The following is a 21,659-nucleotide window of genomic DNA, read 5'->3' on the forward strand; positions in this document are numbered from 1 at the left end:
ATAAATTAAGATGTTACAAATAGATGAGTTAAGTTATTTGGTTTTCTGATGTTTATAAGGCTGATATACACAGAACGAACTCAGTTTTTTATAGCATGGTCAATTGGAATATTTTGACCTGACCATATTTTCTTTTGAGTCCAAGCTTGGTAGGGTGCGTTCCAAAACTCATTATTTGATGGTAAACCAAGAATTAAAAATGCTTCAGAACATAAATATAAACTACCAGTAGAGATGTATCCTTCGCCAATATTTGGTTGATGACCATATAAGCCAATTTGAAGCCATCCATTTTTATCGAAAGTATCAGGTGCATTTATTTGATTTTGAACCATAGTAAATAACGCAGAACGTACTTGAGCTGGAGTAACTTCTTTTGATAATTCTTGCCAAAGAGCTATTTGAGATAATAATTGAAATGCCCCAAATCTATATGCTAACGATCTGCCAATAGGAGGGTAAGTACCATCAGGAGAAATTAATCGTTCTTGAATAGCGGCATAGCGTTTAGCTCGTTTTAATGCTACATCATAATCCTTTTTGACTTTTTTGTCTTTTTCATTTAAGACTTTTAATATATCAAGAATCATAGGTTGAATTACGAAACTGTTATAATAATCCCAATGAAAATCAGGTCCGTCACCATACATACCGTCTCCTAAATACCATTCTTTATGTTTGTTTAATGGATAGTCTAATCGCATCATATCGGCTCCAGCATCAAACTTAAGTAATGCAGCTTCTACCATACCAGAAAAAAGTAACCAGTTGCTATAATATGGTTTTATAACTCTTGTAGATTTTAAAGCATTAATTACATTTTGTTTTGTTGTTTCGTCTAAAGGTTCCCACAATTGTTTTGGTGCTCTAATTAATGCTTGAGCAAAAAAAGCAGCATCAACTAAAGGTTGTTTATCATTGTTGAAATTCATAAAATCTGCAGCTTCAGGATTAGTTGCATTATGAATACTTTGTTGCGCTAAAGCAATATATTTTGCTCTTAATTTACCTTCTGGGGTTTTATCTGGACCCAATTCTAACCATGGCGCCATACCAGAAAGTAATCTTCCAAATCCCTCCAAATACGTTACATGTGTACGATCATCCCAAGCACCTGGAGATTTTTCAACAGGCATCAATTTTTTTAATTTATTTTTACTTAATGCAGTTAATAGAGGGTCGCCTATTTTAATTAATGAAGACACAAAAAATTCTCTGACCTCAATTGGAGTATCTTCTTGTAATTTGTTTTCTTGAGAATATGTCTTGTTTACAACTAGTAGCAAGGTTACTAGTATTATTATGCTGTTTTTAAATTGATTGACCATTTATATGATTGTTTTTTTGTTGATTATTGTAGCTATTTTTATTTTAAAAATCTATACATTTCACTTGCAGCTAATAAAAAAGCACCAACACCAAAGTCTGCCGTAGAATTAACATCTACAATTTGCCCAGGAATTGCTCTTTCTCCAATAGGTTGTACATAGCCAACTCTACCTTCATCTTGAAGTGCTACTTCTGTTAAATACTTCCAACTTTTCTCAATTATAGGTATATATGTTTTCTTATCTAAAATGCCGTTATTAACGCCCCATAAATAGCCATAAGTGAAGAATGCCGTCCCGCTAGTTTCTGGTCCTGGTGCGTGGGCTGGATCTAGGATACTTCGTGTCCAATACCCTTCTGGTTGCTGCGCTTCTTTTAAAGATTTTGCCATCGCTTTATAGCGTGTTATATACTCTTCACGATATTTCGCATCTTTAGGTAAATCTTGAATAACTTTAGCTAAACCTGCAAAAACCCAACCATTTCCTCGTGCCCAAAAGTCTTTTTTGCCATTTGCACTTTTATGTTTTGGATATACATATTTTGCATCTCTAAAGTAAATTTGTGCTTCTTCATCGTACATAATACTGTTAGAATAGCTTAAATACTCATGTAGTTTTTCTAAATAAAGCACGTTACCAGTGACGTTATATAATTTAGTCATTACAGGCATTACCATATAAAGTCCATCTGCCCACCACCAGTAATCATTCGCATCAGTACTCATTTGGTATTCCATGACTTCACGTGCACGTTGTATTTTTTCTGGGTCTTTTTGCCCTTCTAAATTATAAATATCAATATACGTTTGAAAGCAAATTTGCCAATCTCCAAAAAGCACGTGGTCATCTGTTTCACCATAGGTATATTTCCATTCAGATTGGTTATCAGACTTGGCACCTTTGTAATCGTTTTTTTCTGCCCAAGCTTTTGAATACTCTAAGAAATCTTGATTACCTGTCACTTTGTAAGCTTCAATATTGCCTGTGTGATATGCTGCAGGATTCCAAAAAGCACGATCTGGTTCAGGATTGGTTTTCTGCCAATGTGTATTTACTTTATTAATGATGTTTAAAACACTCTCTTTATTTTGGGGAATACTACTGGTTTTTTCAGCAGATGCTACGTTTGTTTTCTTCTTATCTATAGAATTACAAGCATAGAATAAAATTAAAACTAGTGATAAAAGACTAATTAGTTTACTGTTTTTCATTTTTTTTTGAATCTATTATTTTGGTAATTTATTTAATTGTAAAACACTTACTGTTGTTGGTGGTTTTTGAGCTAATCCTTCCCCATCTATTTGAGTAACCTCTTGTAAAAAAACGTTCAATTTATGATGATTTCTCCATAGATTAATGTCATAGTTAGGCTCCCATTGACCTAGAGATCTCTTGGTTAAATCTAAAATTTTCCAGTTGTTTTTTTTATTTAAATTACGGTACGCCAATGATATTTTATTGTTTCTTTCTTCATCTCTAAAAAGCAAATAAACTAACTTATTTGAATCTTCATTATCAATAAGAATATCAGGTCTTGAAATTGGAATTTGTTTTGTGCCACCTCCGCCTAAATAAAAAGCTGTTTTTCGGAAGCCTGTGTTTTGTTTTTTCCATTCTCCATTATCTAAATATACTATTTGAAACTGTGGATTTGCATTTTCGCTCCAATAAGAAACAATATAAGGATTCCCTTGCTTATCTATAGTCATAGCAGTTTGATTTATTAAACTACTTTTTTGTGGAATTCTCCAAGCGAGTTCTGCCGTTTCTATGGTTATTGGTAAAATATATCTTTCTCCTGTAGATTTTTGCCAAGTAATACCCCCGTCTTTAGATTGTGCATAGCATAAATCATGATTGGTTGATACATCCCAACTTTCTCGCCAAACCCATGACAAATGAATAACACCGTTATCATCTATACAGGCTTGCCAATAGGCGCTTCTATTTCCTTCACCATTTAACAAGTTTTGTTGTATTTGAGTCCACTCTCCACTTTTTATATCATACGAATTAATCACCATATTTCCTCTTCCTGAAGCTCCTGAACGATAAAAGAAAAGCAGATTTCCATCAGGTAGATTATAAAATTGAGGATAGGTGACTTTTAATTCTTCACGACCTGTCATGGAAACTTCTTTCTCCAATTCTAAGCCTAAAGGTGTTTTACTTTTAGCATACCTAAGTTTGGTGTCATGATGATCCCAACTTACATGCAAATACCCATTTCCATCAACAGCAATACTAATTGAATTATGGGCATCAGAAACATTACCTTTATAAAACGTTTTAACTTTTTCCCAGTTCTTTGTGTTTATTTTTCGTTTTCCGAGAACTAAAAAACCATCAGCATCATAGTAAGCAATGAATTGATAATCATTAAAAGTTGTTAAGGCATTTTTTCTGAATTTAACAGTATTAACCGAATTATTTGACCACCCTAATCCAATAGTTGTTTGTTTAACTTTTCCAGTTTTACATCCAAAAACAAGAAACAGTAAACTGTAAATGATGCTATTAAATATTTTTCTATTTTTTGTCAATCTCTTTTTTTTAACCATTATAAAAATGTAAAATTATTTATCAATAAAGTTAGTTTTCATAATTTAAAATATTGGTACAATTAAAAAGGAGTATTTATATTTTTTATCTAATAATTTATATTCATTATGAGTTTGTGCTCCCCAACTGGTATCACCTCCAACACCCATTTGTTTAAAATCTATATTTAAAGAGGTTAGATCTCTTGTTTTTACATCAATAGTGTGCCTGTTTTTAACAATATCACCTTCTCTTTGTCTGCCATCCGTTCTTTCTAATGATTCAAAATCTTCCATTATAGAATGATGTGCACTAAAATCTACAGTAGGAATCCCATAAATTTTTATTCCTTTACCATCGTTGTTTGTAAGACTCATCCATCTAACATCACTTTTATTTCCATTTTCTTGTGGACGGATATATTCCCAATTAAAATCTTCAACTAAACCTTTAAAAATAGCAATTTTTGCTCCTGATTTTCTATCCCAATAGTTTTCATAAGGACCTTTACCATACCAGGAGATATTGTCAAATTCTTTTAGTAATTGAATGTTTAAACCTACTCTTGGTATATCGGGTAAATTGTCTTGAGTTTTTTCAAAAGTATTATCTACTAAAATAGCGCCATCTCCTTTAATTGTATAATTAGTTTGAAATGTAGCTATTTTATTATTTTTTTCATTCAATAAATCAAAGTTGACAGAAACTAAAGTATTGGAATTTTGCATCTTAGCATTTATACTTCTTACTTTTCTGTTTTTGCTTGCATAGCGCCAAATGCTACTTTTTTTATGTAAATCATTACCAAAATCATTATCAATAGGTGCTCTCCAAAAGTTTGGTGTAAAACCATTTTCATCTTTTATAATGTTTTCACCTTCTTTAAAACTCAAATTTGTTAATATTCCTGTTTCTTTATTGAATAAAATATTGACATTAGCATTACTAACTTGAATGGTTTTTTCAGTATCAGAAATGATTATTTCTTGATTGGATTTTACACTGTTTAGTGGTTTTGGGGTATTTAAAATAAATTGTTCCCAAGCTATTTCATGATTATTAGGAATCAATCCTTTTTCTGTTTTAGTGAATGCAGAAATTGTTAAAATTAATTCTTTTGAAGCATCAAAATTATCAGGAGATTTTATATCAAGTATTCCTTTCTCTGAAGGAGCTACACTAAAGTTTTCTATGGTTTCAGTGAGAACCATTTCTCCATCCAATTCAAATGTATATTTAAAGTTGAATTGGCTTAAATTAGTAAAGTCGAAATTGTTTTCTACTTCGTAGTTTCCTTTATTATTTTTAAATTTAATATTTTGATATACTTTTTTAACTTCCCATAAAGAAGGTTTTGGTTCTCTATCAGGATTAACAAGACCATTTAAACAAAAATTACCATCTGAAGGCACATCTTCCGGACCAAAATCGCCTCCATATGCCCAATATTCTGTTCCGTCTTCAGTCTTTTTAATCAAGCCTTGATCTACCCAATCCCAAATAAAGCCACCTTGTAGTACGGGGTATTCTTCTATAACATCCCAATAATCTTGTAAATTTCCAACACTGTTCCCCATAGCATGTGCATATTCACACATAATATATGGTCTGTCTGTATGTGTTTGTGCGTAATTTTCTAATCTGCCTATACTTGGATACATAGGACAAACAATGTCTGTATTTCTATTTAAACCAGCTTGCTCAAATTGTACTAACCTTGTGGTATCTCTTTGCTTAATCCAATCATAACCATCATAAAATACTTTTCCGTTACCACATTCGTTTCCTAAAGACCAAATAATAACTGATGGGATGTTTTTATCACGTTCTACCATGTTCTTTATTCTATCTATGTGAGCGGCTTCCCATTCTGGTAAATAAGCTACATGTTTTGACTCATCAAATGGTGATTGATTGGTGGCTCCCATACCATGAGATTCTATATTTGCCTCGTTTACAACATACAAACCATATTCATTACACAGTTTGTAAAATGCTTCTGGTTGTGGATAGTGTGAGGTTCTTACAGCATTGATATTAAACATTTTCATGGTTTTAATATCTTTCAACATCGTTTCTTTATCTACATAATGACCTGTTTTATCATGATGTTCATGTAAATTAACACCTTTTACTAAAATTGCTTTTCCATTTACTAATAATTGACCGTTTTTTATTTCAACTTTTCTAAATCCAACTTCAGTTCCTACACGTTCAATAATGTTATCTGAATCATCTATAAGACTTATAACAAGTTGATATAAATATGGTTTTTCAGTATTCCATGTATTTACATTTTCAATAGTATTTTCAAAATGAATAGAAGTTGACTTATTTACTGATTTAGCATTGTTTAATATCTCTTTTCCTTCATTATCAAAAAGCTGTATTTGAACAGAAATAGTACTTTCAATGTTGTTTAAGATATCTACATCTAATGCATATTTACCATCTTTATAATTGTTTAAAAGATTGGCTTGAGACCAAAAATCTTTAACGTGGTTTTTTTCACGAGCTAATAAATATACATCTCTTGTAATACCGCTTAATCTCCAAAAATCTTGATCTTCTATATAACTAGCATCAGACCATCTATAAATTTCTACAGCTAATTGGTTTTCTCCTTCTACAATGTAATTTGAGATATTAAATTCAGCAGGTGTTTTACTATCTTCACTATAGCCCACTTTTTCTCCATTTACCCATATATACATGGCTGAACTTACGGCTCCAAAATGTAAAATCACATTTTTTTGTAATTGCTCTTTTGAAATCTTAAAAACGGTACGATAAGAACCAACCGGATTATAATCAGGTTGAATTTTTGGAGGAGTTTTATCATGCGGATATTTAACATTGGTATAAATAGGAATGTCAAAGTTTTGAGTTTCCCAATTCCCTGGAACTGTTATGTCTTTCCAATCGGAAATATCATAATCTGTTTTAAAAAAGTAAAAAGGTCTTTCTGAAGGGTTGATGGCTAAATTAAATTTCCAAGTGCCATTCAAAGAGTTGTAATAAGGTGACTTTGTTGCATCATCTTCTATTACTTGTTTTACAGTTTGGTATGGAATAAATGAAGCTCTTGGTTCTTCTTTATTAATTCTAAATACTTCTGGATTCTCCCAATCTCTTGGAGTCTTTTCTTCAAAAGCGATGCCCTCATATTTATGCTTGTTTTTACAAGCGATTAAGCATACTAAAATTAGTACTAAAAATTTTAATTTCATTAATTTATTTTTAATGTTCTTTCTCCTTTAATAAATACTGTAATATTCTTTTAATTTGGTTTTCTTTGTTATATACTTTAACAATTTTTATAAACTATAAATGTTTCAAATATGACTTAGACTTCTTTGAACCATGATATTAATGTTTATCTAAAGTTTACTTGTTTTTATTATTAGAAGTGTTATTTCATTTTTAGTTTCTTTACTACATATGCGCCTAAATTTCTGCCTTGTTGAACTCCTTTTTCAATAGCAGCTCTATAATGTATTCCACCATACATTCTACTCATTGCAGCCTCATTTGCAGCCTCATTAAAAGAGTTAAAACTTCGAATAGGAAGACCAAATTGCATTTCTGTATTATCATCAAACTTAAAATTATCACCAAAAATATCTGTTAAAACTACTGCTGCAGCACCAGAAACGACACTATGTCCACTAGAGTATTCTGGAAAAGGAGGTGTTTGTAATAATGGTTTCCAATTTTGATCAATATATTTATTGATTAAAGTTTCTGGTCTTACTAAATTACTTCTATATTTTTCATCCCAACAACTGATGAATCCATCAGCTATTGCTAGAGCCGTTTTTGTGTAAGCGTAAACTGTTTGATCAAAATTATAATTGGTTTTTCTACAAGCAATTTTAGTTATTCCAATCCAATGAGCCCCAGGAGTGATTTTTTTTACGGCGTACATCATGTGTCCATGTGTAACTGATACATAAGGATTACAATCCCAAAAACGTGCGGTTTTAATACCTACACATGTATCCCCTTTTTTCACAATCTCGTTTCCTACATCATATACTTCTTTTAATTCTTTATAAAAAAGACTGCCTTTTTCTAAAGAGAACTTCGGTGGTGGTGGTGGTGCAAATTGATTGGCCGAATCTATTACAAAAGTCCTGATTTTACTCCAATGTGGTTCAATTCCATCCATGTATGCAGGGGGTGTAGGTTGCCATTTTGATGGATCATTGGTTTTAATGGTATATTTAGGCATTGATCTAGTTTCTTTGTAATTATCTTTACTCAACCATTTTTTTATGTGATCAGCCACTTTTAATCCATATTCTTTAGCATTATTAAATTCGACTTTATTAATAGACTTCCAATTTGTATATAAACTATCCCTGTACTTAACTATTGGTTCTTCAGAAAAAATCAATTCATTACTTACATCTATATAAGCAACTAAAGAGGCCAATTGAACATTTAAAGGTCCTTTGGACTTGTCATAATTAGGAATTGCAGTCAATCCAGATAATTGTCCACTTATTGATTTAAAGTCTTTATTATTGCTTGCTATAATTTCATAAGCTGCTACATTAGGGTATGCAAAAATTCTACTTGCAACAGGTGGCGAAAAAATATCATGAATCATTACGCTAATAATTTGATCTATTGAATTATGGTAATTGTCTGGTGTAATTACAATTGATTCATCATCATTTTTGCACCCCCAAAACATTATTATAATTAACAGGGGGGTAAACTTCATTGATTTCATTCTTTTGAAATATTTAAGATTAAAATAGTCTATTTTGTAAATTAATTAATGTGATGTTTTTGGATTTAGGTACTCAATGGATTGCATTTTATCATCATTCTTTGAAAGCACTATATTAAGGTGTTTATTTCCTTTTAATAATTTCATATCCCTTATATCCCCATCTAGCCAAACCCCTAATTTATTTGTGTCTACAGAAGCGAAACCTCCTCGACCATTTCCTTTTAACAACAATCCTTTTCCAGCATCACAAGGGCCATATTGTACTCTAAAGGGATAATAGTTCCCTGAAATAAGAATATCCAAAATACCATCTCCAGTAAAATCATGTATAACTATTCCTTGTACTGCTGAGAATTGCGCTTTTATTGGTAAAGGATGAATTTTAAAACCATTTCCCGTATTTTCTAAATACAAACTTTGCAGTTGATTGATGGTAAAATGAGTCGACTTATTTAATTGATCTGTTGTGAATACATCATCCAAAGTTGCTGATGCATATTGGTTAAAGGTTAAGAATTTCTTTTTTAAGAACGGAAAAGCATCTTGCATCTCATCTAAAGAAGCAATAGGATGTCTTTTCCCTTGTATGTAATTACTATTAACTGTTGTTAAAAATCCATCTCCTCTAAAATCTCCTACAAATGCTTCTAGTGGCTCTTTTTCAGTTACTTTAAATGGAACGTTTAATCCCATATTTCCAACAATAAAATCTAAATCGCCATCTCCATCCATATCAGCTTTTTCTATACTCTGCCACATTCCGTTGGTATTAGAGAGATTGAATTCTTTTGTTTTTTCAATTAATTTCCCATTGCTATTGATAAAAATTCGAATAGGCATCCATTCACCAATTAAAATTAAATCTAATGATTTGTTATTGTCAATATCTGCCCACATTGCTCCAGTAATTAATCCAGCTTGTCTTAAAGTAGGGTTTACATCTTTTGTTGCAATAGTAAATTTGACTTCTCCAGTTAAACGGTTGCTGTCATTTCTTAAAATTCCCCCGAGAGTACTTAATGGATAGTTTCCAGAAACATTACCTCCACCTACAAACAAATCGTCATCGCCATCACCATCATAATCTCCTGTTGCAACGCAACTTCCATTAGAATAGGCTTCAGGTAAAGCACCCTGAGCTGCTTTTTTAAAATTCCCTTTACCGTAATTGATATAGAGACGATCCATTAATTGAGGAGCGCCTAATGCAAATTCACTTCCTCCGCTTACAACATAAATATCTTTATCACCATCACCATCAGCATCATAGAACACGGAAGCCGTGGTTTCAAAGTCTTTATCTTTTTCAAAGCACTCATTATTTGATTTATTATATTTTCCATCAGATCTTGATAAAAATAATTGATCACTTTGTCCAGTTGCTCCTCCTATAAAAACATCATCAATTCCATCATTATTTACATCCGAAACGGACATTTTAGAACCTGATTTTGAACTTTGTTTTAGCGTAAGGCGATCTGTTTTAAACTCAACATAATCATTTTCATGATGGATAAAATCTAGACCTAAAGAGGCTGTAACATCTTTAAAGTAAGTTTGGTGAACGGTTTTTTCTTTTTCTATATCGAACTTAACTTTGTTTTGGTCAAATACTAAAAGACTATTTAATTTAATGTTTTTACTAATAGATGTTTTTCCATCTGACCATTGAATTTTTAAATCTGCTTTTTTTGATTTCCCTAGTCCAAAATAAAGGATGGGGTCAACAGAAGATTGAAATCCACGAGTGGTATAATTTTCAAGAAATTGTGTTGTTGAATCGGTTGTAATCCAAATTTTTGCTCCAAGAGCATTCGTATTTTTATCTTTACCTTTTAATTTAATTCTAATAAAATTATTTTTTTTGCTTTCAATGGTGTTTTTATAAATACTAACTGCTTCATTTGAATTATTGACAATCAAATCTAAATCCCCATCATTATCCAAATCAGCATAAACAGCACCTGCAGAAACATTAGGATTCGATAAACCCCATTGATTGGTTTTGTTTTCAAAAGTAAGATTTCCATTGTTTTTGTAGATATAATTTGGGGTTTTTGATGAAGGCATCTTTTTTACTAATTCATAAATAAGATTTGAATATTCTTTTTTACCATTATTATCAAACAGTTCTCCGCCTCCATGAGACCTTATTTTCTCCATAGCATCATTGACTTCATACTTCATGAAATCTTTATTGGTATAATCACGTAAGTAACCATTGGTGATAAAAATATCTTTTTTACCATCACTATCAAAATCAGCTATAAGTGGCGACCAACTCCAATCTGTATTTGAAATTCCTGCTAACTCTCCAATTTCACTAAATATGGGTATATTCTCTGAGTCATTTCCTTGATTCAATTGTAGCATATTACGCATTTGCTGTTTGTGGTAACTACTATCTACAGCCAATTGGTACCGATCATATTCATCAGGTCCTTTTAATAATTGTTGTCTAAAATTATCCTCTGGCAACATATCTAATGTAATTAAATCAACAAGACCATCATTGTTCAAGTCTGTGGCATCATTACCCATAGAGTATTTTGAAATGTGACCAAATGATTTTTTGGTAGCATCTAGAAATGTCCCATCTCCTTTATTGAGGTATAAAAAATCTTGTTCATCATAATCATTAGAGACATAAATATCAGGTAAACCATCTTGGTTTAAATCACTTATAGCAACTCCCAATCCAAAGTTTAGTCCGCTACCATATATTCTAGCACTTTCACTAACATTTACAAAATGACCGTTGTTATTTTTGTACAAAGAATTCCCAAAATAGGGGTGTCTTGAATTTCGTAATTTAGTACTATTATAAAAAGGAGAATAAAAGGTTTTAGAATGGTTTAATAAAAACATATCTAGATCTCCGTCAAGGTCATAATCAAAAAAAGCTGCTTGCGTACTAAAACTTCCTGGTGCATCAAGTCCATATTCTGATGCCTTATCTATAAATGTGGGTACATTATCCTTGTTATTCCCTTTGTTAATAAACAATTGATTTTTACGATCTTTATTGGTCCCTAAACCTGAATAGCAAACATAGATGTCAAGAAGCCCATCTCCATTAACATCTGCTACACTTGTCCCAGTTTTCCACCCTTTTCTACCTCCAACACCAGCTAAATTTGTAATATCTTCAAATTTAAAATTTCCTTTATTGATATAGAGCTTGTTTTCTACAGCATTCCCTGTTAGGTATACATCAGCTAAACCATCATCATTAAAGTCTCCAATGCCAACACCTCCACCATTGTAAAGGTATTCGTATTGCATTATGTTTAATGATTCAGTCTCTGTAATTGTATTTATAAATGAGATACCTGTTTGATCTGGATCTAAAGCCACAAATAAAGTAGTTTCTTTATTTTTACAACCAGTAATTATTGAAAAACCAGTCAAGATTAAAATGATAATATTTTTTTTCATTCTTTATATATTATTGAATAATAATCAATTCATTTGAAATTAAATGACAAGGTTGACAATAGAAAGTCTTTTATTGAAAATAAATATAAAATAAAAAGCTGCAAATATTCTATTCACAGCTTTTTATTTTATATAAAACTACCATCCATTAATTTGCTTAGCAGCTGGGTTTTTATCTCTTTCACTTTGAGGTATAGGTAATACATATAATCTTTCTGGAAAACTACGTGTTTCAACTTCCATCTTTGTATATGAAAAACTTTCATCTGGATTTTTCGTTATTGTCATTCCATAGATTGGTTTTCCGTCTAGTAAACTTTGTGCAATTTTCCATCTTCTTATATCGAAGAATCTATGTTCTTCAAAAGCCAATTCTATACGTCTCTCATTTCTAATTTTATCACGCATTTCACTCTGACTTAATCCTGCAGGTAAATCAGGATTAGTAATTCCTGCTCTTTGACGTATTTCTTTAATAGCCTCGTAAACAGATGTATCAGGTCCTACATCTTCATTTTGAGCTTCTGCATAGTTTAACAATACCTCAGCATATCTTATAAATATCCAATCTTGATCACTTGAGTGGGAATAAAGAACCAAATTTTCATCATGAAATTTACGTAGAAAATATCTTGTATTCATAAAAGCACCTGGATCACCTTCTCTCCCTCCTTCAAACATTTCAATCACTCTTCCTCTAAAAGTAGAAGCGTTGTGAACCACAGTAGCTTCAAAACGAGGATCTAAATTATCATAAGGATTGTTAGAATCAAATAAAGTTGATGTTGCCTGCGGTTCTCCATCAGCCATATCATAAGAATCAACAAAATTTTGGGTTACCAAATTACCTCCCCATCCACCATCACTGGTTCCTTTAAATGTATTCGGGCTATTGTACACATCCCAACCAGCGTTAGGAGTGCCTCCTGCATTAGTTTGATGCGTTTTGTCAGGGTTTTGAAATTTTTTAGCAAAAATAATCTCATCATTATTTTTATCTAGAAATAATGTTTTATAATCTGGATAAAGTGTATATCCTACAACATTGTTTGCAGCAGTAGCAGCTTCTGCCCAGCGTTCTGCATAAAGCAATACGCGACTTTTTAATGCATATGCTGCCCCTGAAGTAGCTCTTCCTGCTTCTATATTTCCTTTAGATGGGAGCATAGAAGCTGCTGTATCTAAATCGGTAATAATAAAACTCACTACATCATCATAAGTTGATCTTGCAATTTGCAAATCGTCTTCCAGTGTTAGACTTTTATCTATAATTGGTACACCTGTTGGCTCACCTCCATTAGATTTAATTCCATATAATCTTAAAAGAGAGTGATAACATAGTGCTCTTAAAAAATAAACTTCACCTTTTAGCCTACTCCTAAGTGTTTCATCTTCTAAACGATCTAGATTTTCTAAAGCTAAATTTGTTTTACGTATTAATCCATAGTAATCTCCCCATGTTTGTCCCCAAGGCACATTGTCTGGTGTGAATTGGGCGTTTTGAAGCCTAGTTGAATGCGTCCACCCCATACTAACATCTCCATCATCGGTACATCCGTCTAATAAATAAAGTCCTTTTGCCCATCCATCGTAATTACGATCAAATCCAGATTGCATACCGCCATAAATACCATTTACAAACTGTATTGCTCCCTGTGGATCTGTCCATACCAATTCTTCTGTAAGTGAATCTTTAGGAGTTTGATCCAATAAATCATCACTACAACTAAAGAATATTGTAATGCACATTAATGTACATCCAAATTGTAATATATTTTTAATTTTTCTGTTCATTATAAATATTTTTAAAAATTAACGTTTAAGCCTACATTCCAAATCCTTAATTGAGGATAGCCCCATCCTCTACCTTGACTGTTTTCTGGATCGAAGTCTTTAATCTTTGAAATTGTAAATACATTATTTGCATTAACATAAATACGAGCACTCTGAATTAGATTTTGTTTTAATAGTTTTACTGGTACATTATAAGCAATTTCTACGTTTTTAAGACGTAAGTACGATGCGTCTCTTAGCCAATAAGTAGAACCTCTACGATTTTGAGATCCATCTATCAAGACACGTGCTTCACTTGCATTAGGATTATCAGGAGTCCAGCGGTCTAAATTGTGCTTATATGCAGGACCTGTTCCTAAAAAGAAAGGTAAGGCTGCTTCGCCACCATAAGACTGTTTTATTCTTCCAGCACCTTGAAATAAAAATGAAAATTCTAAATTTTTATACTGTAAACTACCATTAAAACCATAAATAATTTCAGGCGCAAATGCCCCACCAATCATCGTTTCATCAAATCTATCTACCACACCATCTGGCACACCATCTGGTCCATTAATATCTGCATATCTAATATCTCCAGGTGCTAGTACATCATTATACTGAGGTGGTGCATTATCTATTTCATCTTGCGATTGAAAAAGACCCGTAGCGATTAATCCTTGTTGTGACCCTATAGGATTTCCTGTTCTTCGTATGAGAAGATTATCTGATTCTGCCTCATCTTGATAAACGATTTTATTTTTAGTATACGTAAAGTTTCCGTTTATTGAATAACTCAAATTATTATTAATATAATTTTTATGTCCTAATTCAATTTCAAAACCTTTGTTGTTTACTTTAGCTAAATTTTCGATAGGTAAAGATGCTCCAAAAAGACTAGGAACAGAAAGGTTTCTTTGCCATAATATATCACTTCTCTTATCACTAAAATAATCAAAAATTACTGATAATTTATTGTCCCAAAATCTAGCATCAAAACCAACGTTTAATTTTTTTACCGTTTCCCATGTTACATCTGGATTAGGTAAGCGTCCTTCTACAATAGCTTGTTGCACATTTCCGTCACCAAAAACAGCATTGCCACTTGCGTTAAAAGATTGTAAATAAAGGAATCTTTGATCCTGATTATTTATTCTTAATCGATCATTTCCTAATACCCCATAAGAACCTCTCAGTTTTAAGAAATTTAAGTATGTTGCGTTCTGTAAAAAATCTTCTTTAGAAATAAGGTAAGCGAAAGACCCTGATGGAAAGAAACCCCATCTATTTCCAGGTGCAAATTGTTCTGATGCATCTGCTCTGAAACTTCCTTCTAAAATATACTTTTCATTATAGGTCCAATTTACCCTACTAACTATACCTTGTCTTCCACTGCTACCTGAATATCCATTATTTTCCCGAGTAGAAGCATCACCAAACCCCATTTCATCTACAGCTAATTTAAATTCCTGCCTTCTAGCACTTAAAAAATCCCATTTTTCTTCAGTCTGAGTGTATAAAACCAATCCAGTAAAATCGTTCTTTCCTATTATTTTTTTATAATTTAAATGCGCTTCGTAGGTAATTGACTGATAGTCGTTATGATCTTGGTAAAGAGACGATGCCGCATCAGCCCCAAATAAACTTTCTTCAAAAGTGTTATCTGTCTCATTTAGAGTGTAATATGGTGTTTTTATAAAAGACCAATTCTTATTATCTGTAAATGTTTTGTCGTAAGAAATAATTCCTTTAACAGAAAGCCCATCAATAGGTAATTGTTGTTCTATTTGAATACGTCCTTGAAATACTTGATTCTTCCTTCTTCTATATCCATTTTCTGGTAAGGTTAAATAAGCAGGACCACTAGAATAACCTCCATTAGAATATTTTATTGGAGCTAAATCTGGTTTTGCAGATACTAACCATCTAAATACTTCTTCACCAGCTATAGAATTAATTTTCTCGTCTCTACCTGAAACATCAAAAGATAGTCTCGTTGTATTGGTAACGTCTGCATCAATATTCGATCTAAAATTAAACCTTCTAAAATTATCTGTATCAAGAAGACCTTCTTGATCTAAAAGACTAATAGAAGTCGCATATCGTATTTTATCAGAACCTCCACTAGCTGACAGACTACTTGTTCTTATAGGTGATGTCCTATTTAATACAGACATCCAATTAACACTTGGGTGAGTATCAGGACTATTTCCATTTTGAAATTTTTGTAGGTCGTCATCTGTATACACTACAGGATCTCCATTATTAACACGCGCTTCATTATAAAGTTTAGCATATTCATATGACCCTAAAAACTCAGGGTCTCTTGTTCGCTCTTGAATTCCTAGGTTTGAAGAAAAACTAATTTGCATTTTTCCTTCTTTTCCTCTTTTTGTAGTAACCAAAATAACACCATTACCACCACGTACACCAAAAACGGCTGCACTTGCAGCATCTTTTAATATAGAAAAAGATGCAATTTCGCTTGAATTTAGCTGAGAAAAATCTCTAGCAGATCTTACAATCCCATCTATTACATAAATAGGAGAAGCATTACCCATCGTTCCTATACCTCTAATAAAAATATCTGAATCATCTCTTCCAGGCTCACCGGTTGTTTGTCTGGCAATTATACCCGTAGTCTGCCCTACTAAAGAGTTACTAATATTTGCTGTAGGGTTTTTAGCAATTTCTTCTTGACCAATCTGAGAGACAGATCCTGAAATATCACTTCTCTTTTGAGAACCATAACCAATTACTACAACTTCATTTAGTTTGGCTACATCTTCTTCTAATATAACATCAATTATTTTTTGATCGCCAACAGTAATTTCTTGGGTAGTATAACCTACATAAGAAAATACCAAGACATTAGATTGAGAGGCTTTAACGCTATAGTTACCGTCAAAATCAGTTGCTGCTCCAGTTGTAGTTCCTTTAACAATGACACTAACACCTGGAATGGGTTGCCCTTCTTTATCTGTTACGATTCCCGAAATAGTTTCGTTCTGCCCAAAAGCAGAACAAATTCCAAGTCCAAAAAAAATCATAAGGAATAGTCCTTTCTTTTTGAACACAGAAAAACATTGTAATAATTTCTTCATAAGTTTAATTATTTAGTTTAGTTTATATTTTAATAATAATGCTTTTAGAATATTGTTAAGTGGTGGGTTTTAATATAATTCTAAAATACATTATTTTCAATTGTAAATTAACTTAATTTTAACTCTTTAAAAGGGGCACAAATCAGCTAAAAAAAGGGTGTAAAACGGCCAGTATTAAGTTATTCGCATATTTAGGATGTTTTTTTGATAGGATTGTTGTTTTTTAGATGGTTTTATTTTATTATTATAATATTTTCTTATTGTTTTTAAATATATTATAATTGCTTATTAAATACCAGAAATAAAACTTTGCAAGTTTAAACTTAATCTCAAAGCATATATTTATAATCTTAATTTATGTTTGGCAACATATATCTAAATATCAAACAATTTCTGTTTTTTTAATTTAAATTAAAATCTGTAAATTTTATAATGATAAAAAATACTTTTATTTTTCTTTTCTGTTTGCTTAATACTTGTATTGTATATTGTCAGGATTCCCAATTGCCATCTAAATCAATTGAAGATATTCTAACTTTCCATTTGTTGGATGTAGAATCAGGGCTGTCTAACAATTATGTAAACAGTGTAGAACAGGATTCTCTTGGTTTTATATGGGTTGCAACAATAGAAGGAATAAACCGTTATGATGGTACAAGTTTTACTAAATTCAAAAAAGAGTATCAAAATCAAGAATCTAGTTTAATCAATAACCATGTTGAACAAATTACAGCAGATGATCATGGCAATTTATTATTGGCTACTGATGAAGGACTTAATATATATGATACAAAACATGAGACATTTAAAGTTTTAAAGCATAACGGCAAAGCAATAGAAAACGCTATAAGCAGTTTCGTTATTGGTCCTAATAATGAACTTGTTGTAGGTGCATCTCGTCACCATTGGGGTATTCAATTTATTGACAAAGATGGAAACTTACAGACCTTTAGCCACCAACCCAATAATGCTTCTTCTATATCTTCAAATAATGTTTCTAGTTTGACCGTACAAGGAGATTCTATTTTATGGATAGGTACTACTGATAGAGGTCTAAACAGATTTAATTTTAATACTAAGACCATAACCAGAATTCCTTATGGAGAAAATAGTGCTCTTCCTTCTTTAAAAATTAATTCACTTTACACAGATTCTAAAGACAATCTATGGATAGGTAGTGTTGATGGATTACAAGTTCTAACTACCAAAGGGGATACCTTAGGATTGAAAGCGTCTTCTTTTTCTGACAAAGGTTTAAGTGGTAATAGTATTCTTTCATTTGAAGAGGACAACCAAGGTCAAATGTGGATTGGTACGCTTAATGGAGGATTAAATATTCTTGATATATCTTCATTTTTATCAAAAAAAGATAGGATTTCTATAAAATGGTTTTTACCTAAAACTGATGGTTCCAGCGTATTTAACAGAACAGTATCCTCAATTAAAATGGACAAAGAAGGTAATATGTGGTTGGGAACCAGTACGGGATTAAACTTTGTTAACCCGAAAGGAGAGCCTATTAAACTCTTCCATAAAAACATAGAGACCCCGAATGCATTGTCACATGATAGAATTGGGGCATTTACAGAGAAAAAAGACGGAAAAATTTGGATTGGCACTGATGGAGGTGGCTTAAATCTTTTTGATCCAACTACTGGTGAATTTTGGTATTATCAGCATGATCCAAATGACAAACATAGTTTAAGTAATGACTATGTCCTTTCCTTGCTTGAGGATAAAGAGAGTAGGGTTTGGATTGGTACATACAGAGGCGGTTTAAATAAAATGGATATAGAAACTGGACATTGTAAACATTATTTACAAGGAAATACAGAAGATGGCAGTGATATTAGAAAAATTTTTGAGGATAATACAGGACAAATATGGGTTGGCACTAACCGTGGAGGTCTGTTTAAATATATAGAAGAAAAAGATCAGTTTGATTATATTGAAAGTCTTGGGAAGATAGATATAAGAGATATAAGAAATGGCGACAATGGCTCTTTGTGGTTGGCCACTTATGGAGATGGCATTATCAAGTACAAACCTAATAATGATAATGCTACTTTTTATAAGATAGCCAATACTAGGGGTATGACAAGCGATGTAATTTACTGTCTACTCCCTATAAAAAATGGAGATATACTTGCTGGAACTCGTTATGGTGGTTTAATAAGATTGAATCCTAAAACACATACCTGTTTGAGTTTTACAGAAAATGATGGACTTAGCAATAATAGTGTAAATAGTATTGTAATGGAGAATGAAATAGATATATGGTTAGGTACTTTTGAAGGTATTAGTCATTACAATATTATAACGAATAAAATTGATAACTTAAATACATTTAACAATATTCAACGTAGTGAGTTTAATATAGGGGCTGCCTTAAAAAGTAAAAATAGATACCTTTATTTTGGAGGAAACAAAGGGTTTAATATGTTTAACCCCAAAAACCTTCATAAAGATAGGACTCAAACATATCCAATTGTTTTTGAAAACATGCAAATACTTAACAAGAAAGTTCCTGTTACACCTAATCATAAAAAAGCCATTTTAGAGAATTCTATTTCCTATCAAGATCATATTACATTAAACCATGATCAAACCATGTTTTCTGTTGATTTTGTCGTTCTAAAGTTTCCTGTAGCAAAAAATATTAATTATTCGTACTTACTAGAGGGATACCATAATCATTGGATTGATACCAAAAGTAATGGCTCAGCTAATTTGAGCAATGTTCCTCCAGGAAATTATACTTTAAAAGTAAAAGCAAAATTAGGATCGGGACAAGAAGTTTATAATCAATTATTAGTGTCCATTACACCTCCTTTTTGGAGAACAGTCCCTGCCTACATCTTGTATTTACTATTAATAGCTGCTACCATATTTGTAGGCATGAAATACTATTCCAACCATATTAAATTAAAAAATTCTCTACTATTTGAGAAGAAGCAACGTCAGTTAGAACACGATTTTAATGAGGAAAGAATCCGTTTTTTTACTAGTTTCTCTCATGAGCTAAGAACGCCACTAACTTTAATATTGGGACCAGTTAATGATATGATCCCAGAATTGCGCAACAAAAAACATGCAGATAGTATGCGCTTAATAAAAAAGAATGCTACCTACTTATTCCAATCTATTAATAAACTTTTAGAATTTAGAAAGTCAGAAGTCGGGTTAAGCGACTTATTTATAGGGAAACACAATCTTTCTTCCGTTTTAAAGCAATTAATCGATAATTACCTTTTAATGGCTAAAAAGAAAGGAATTAAACTAAGTCTTACTTTGCCTAAAAAAGATTTGATAGCATGGTTTGATATTGAAAAAGTACAAATAATTGTTAACAACCTACTTTCAAATGCCTTCAAATATTCTAAGGACAAGGGAGAAATAAAAGTATCACTTATTAAAGATGAAGCTTTTTTTAAAATTATAGTTAATGATAACGGTTCTGGAATACATCCAAAAGACTTGGATCATATTTTTGAGTGGTATTATCAATCTAAATCCTTGCCAAGAAAAAAAGGATCAGGAATAGGGCTTGCATTATCCAAAAATTTTGCCGAATTGCATAAAGGTAAATTAGCCGTTGAAAGTGAACTTAATAAAGGATCTGTTTTTACTTTTAGTATACCCAGAGATGAATCATTGTTTTCTATGACTCCAATAGATAATGTTAATAGAGAGCCTTCTGAAGAAGTTGATATTTCTCCTTTAAATGCATGGGGGCCAACTGCAATTAAAGTTTCTGAGGAAAAAATAAAAACTACAATCAACCCCCATGAAGACCGATTGGTTATTTTGGTTATTGATGATAATCCAGACATACTTAAATATCTTGAAGGATTACTTGACAACCATTATGATATTCTTTATGCTGAAAATGGACAAGAAGGTATTGATAAAGCGATACAATATGTTCCCGATTTAATTATTTCGGATATTATGATGCCCAAGAAAAGCGGTATTGATTTATGTGAGATTTTGAAAAAAGAAATGACTACTACACACATTCCAATCATTTTGTTATCGGCTAAAAACAATATAGAAAGTATAAAAACAGGTTATATAACAGGTGCGGATGATTATATAGTCAAACCTTTTAATAGCCAACTTCTACAAGTTAGAATTAAAAACCTTATTAATAGTAGAATGTTACTAAGAAAGTATTTCTTAGAACAAGCAGAACCACTCGAAACTTTTTCAAAAGAACAATCAAATTTATTAGACAAGGAAAAAGAATTTTTAAGAAAACTGGATGGAATTATTCTCATTCACATGCGAGAAGAAAAAACTAGTGTAAATGATATTGTAATAGGTATAGGAATGAGTAGAACTTCGCTTTTTAGAAAGATTAAAGCCATCACTGGTAAAAATATAAATGAATATATTAACATGGTAAAAATAAAAAAAGCGGCGAATCTTATTAAAAATGAAAATCTTTCTATTTCGCAAGCTGCCTTTGAAGTTGGTTTTAATAGCCCAAAATATTTCAGACAATTATTTAAAAAACAGTTTGGTGTTGTGCCTTCAGATTATAAAAAATCAACTAAAAATATAGAATAAAAAGCAATTGTTTTTAAGTTTATTCATTCACTTTCTAAGCAATTAATTTATTACCATTGATAAAAAAGCATAAAAAAAGGAGAAGTTTTTAACTTCTCCTTTTTTTATATTTAAACTAAAAAATTTAGTGTTTAAACTCGTCAATTTTATTTTTCA

General features: G+C 31.6%; 9 protein-coding genes. 1 reads left to right on the plus strand and 8 read right to left on the minus strand.

Going from position 1 to position 21,659, the window contains the following annotated elements; all coding sequences use genetic code 11:
- Nucleotides 1-80: 80 nt before the first annotated feature.
- The 8 genes from RHP49_09080 to RHP49_09115 form a co-directional block, all read right to left on the minus strand.
- Nucleotides 81-1,328 carry a DUF2264 domain-containing protein gene (locus RHP49_09080; GenBank protein WNH11077.1) on the minus strand — a complete coding sequence of 416 codons (1,248 nt, stop codon included), beginning with the start codon at nucleotides 1,326-1,328 and terminating at the stop codon, nucleotides 81-83.
- A gap of 38 nt (nucleotides 1,329-1,366) precedes the next feature.
- A complete protein-coding gene (locus RHP49_09085; protein WNH11078.1) occupies nucleotides 1,367-2,542 on the minus strand; it encodes a glycoside hydrolase family 88 protein in 1,176 nt (391 codons plus the stop codon).
- 15 nt (nucleotides 2,543-2,557) lie between these two features.
- The gene (locus RHP49_09090) at nucleotides 2,558-3,874 is read right to left on the minus strand and encodes a BNR repeat-containing protein (protein WNH11079.1); all 1,317 of its coding nucleotides are present in this window, start codon (nucleotides 3,872-3,874) and stop codon (nucleotides 2,558-2,560) included.
- Nucleotides 3,875-3,937: 63 nt separating this feature from the next.
- Nucleotides 3,938-7,102 (minus strand): glycoside hydrolase family 2 TIM barrel-domain containing protein, encoded by a 3,165-nt coding sequence (locus tag RHP49_09095; GenBank protein ID WNH11080.1) that lies wholly within the window; start codon nucleotides 7,100-7,102, stop codon nucleotides 3,938-3,940.
- Nucleotides 7,103-7,284: 182 nt separating this feature from the next.
- Nucleotides 7,285-8,604, minus strand: coding sequence for a vanadium-dependent haloperoxidase (locus RHP49_09100; protein ID WNH11081.1), 1,320 nt, complete (start codon nucleotides 8,602-8,604; stop codon nucleotides 7,285-7,287).
- A 54-nt stretch (nucleotides 8,605-8,658) separates the two neighbouring features.
- Nucleotides 8,659-12,054 (minus strand): VCBS repeat-containing protein, encoded by a 3,396-nt coding sequence (locus tag RHP49_09105; protein WNH11082.1) that lies wholly within the window; start codon nucleotides 12,052-12,054, stop codon nucleotides 8,659-8,661.
- A gap of 138 nt (nucleotides 12,055-12,192) precedes the next feature.
- The gene (locus RHP49_09110) at nucleotides 12,193-13,848 is read right to left on the minus strand and encodes a RagB/SusD family nutrient uptake outer membrane protein (GenBank protein WNH11083.1); all 1,656 of its coding nucleotides are present in this window, start codon (nucleotides 13,846-13,848) and stop codon (nucleotides 12,193-12,195) included.
- Nucleotides 13,849-13,859: 11 nt separating this feature from the next.
- Nucleotides 13,860-16,931: a TonB-dependent receptor gene (locus RHP49_09115; protein WNH11084.1), complete on the minus strand. Its 3,072-nt coding sequence runs from the start codon at nucleotides 16,929-16,931 to the stop codon at nucleotides 13,860-13,862.
- A 432-nt stretch (nucleotides 16,932-17,363) separates the two neighbouring features.
- Between RHP49_09115 and RHP49_09120 the strand changes: the two genes are divergently transcribed.
- Nucleotides 17,364-21,503 carry a two-component regulator propeller domain-containing protein gene (locus RHP49_09120; GenBank protein WNH11085.1) on the plus strand — a complete coding sequence of 1,380 codons (4,140 nt, stop codon included), beginning with the start codon at nucleotides 17,364-17,366 and terminating at the stop codon, nucleotides 21,501-21,503.
- The last annotated feature ends 156 nt before the right edge of the window (nucleotides 21,504-21,659 follow it).

The sequence above is a fragment of the Flavobacteriaceae bacterium HL-DH10 genome (assembly GCA_031826515.1).
Taxonomy (GTDB): domain Bacteria; phylum Bacteroidota; class Bacteroidia; order Flavobacteriales; family Flavobacteriaceae; genus Thalassobellus; species Thalassobellus suaedae.

Bases quoted from the DNA above. Each gene is read 5' to 3' on its own strand.
- RHP49_09080 (WNH11077.1), bottom strand. From the start codon at position 1,328: ATGGTCAATCAATTTAAAAACAGCATAATAATACTAGTAACCTTGCTA.
- RHP49_09085 (WNH11078.1), bottom strand. From the start codon at position 2,542: ATGAAAAACAGTAAACTAATTAGTCTTTTATCACTAGTTTTAATTTTA.
- RHP49_09095 (WNH11080.1), bottom strand. From the start codon at position 7,102: ATGAAATTAAAATTTTTAGTACTAATTTTAGTATGCTTAATCGCTTGT.
- RHP49_09100 (WNH11081.1), bottom strand. From the start codon at position 8,604: ATGAAGTTTACCCCCCTGTTAATTATAATAATGTTTTGGGGGTGCAAA.
- RHP49_09105 (WNH11082.1), bottom strand. From the start codon at position 12,054: ATGAAAAAAAATATTATCATTTTAATCTTGACTGGTTTTTCAATAATT.
- RHP49_09110 (WNH11083.1), bottom strand. From the start codon at position 13,848: ATGAACAGAAAAATTAAAAATATATTACAATTTGGATGTACATTAATG.
- RHP49_09115 (WNH11084.1), bottom strand. From the start codon at position 16,931: ATGAAGAAATTATTACAATGTTTTTCTGTGTTCAAAAAGAAAGGACTA.
- RHP49_09120 (WNH11085.1), top strand. From the start codon at position 17,364: ATGATAAAAAATACTTTTATTTTTCTTTTCTGTTTGCTTAATACTTGT.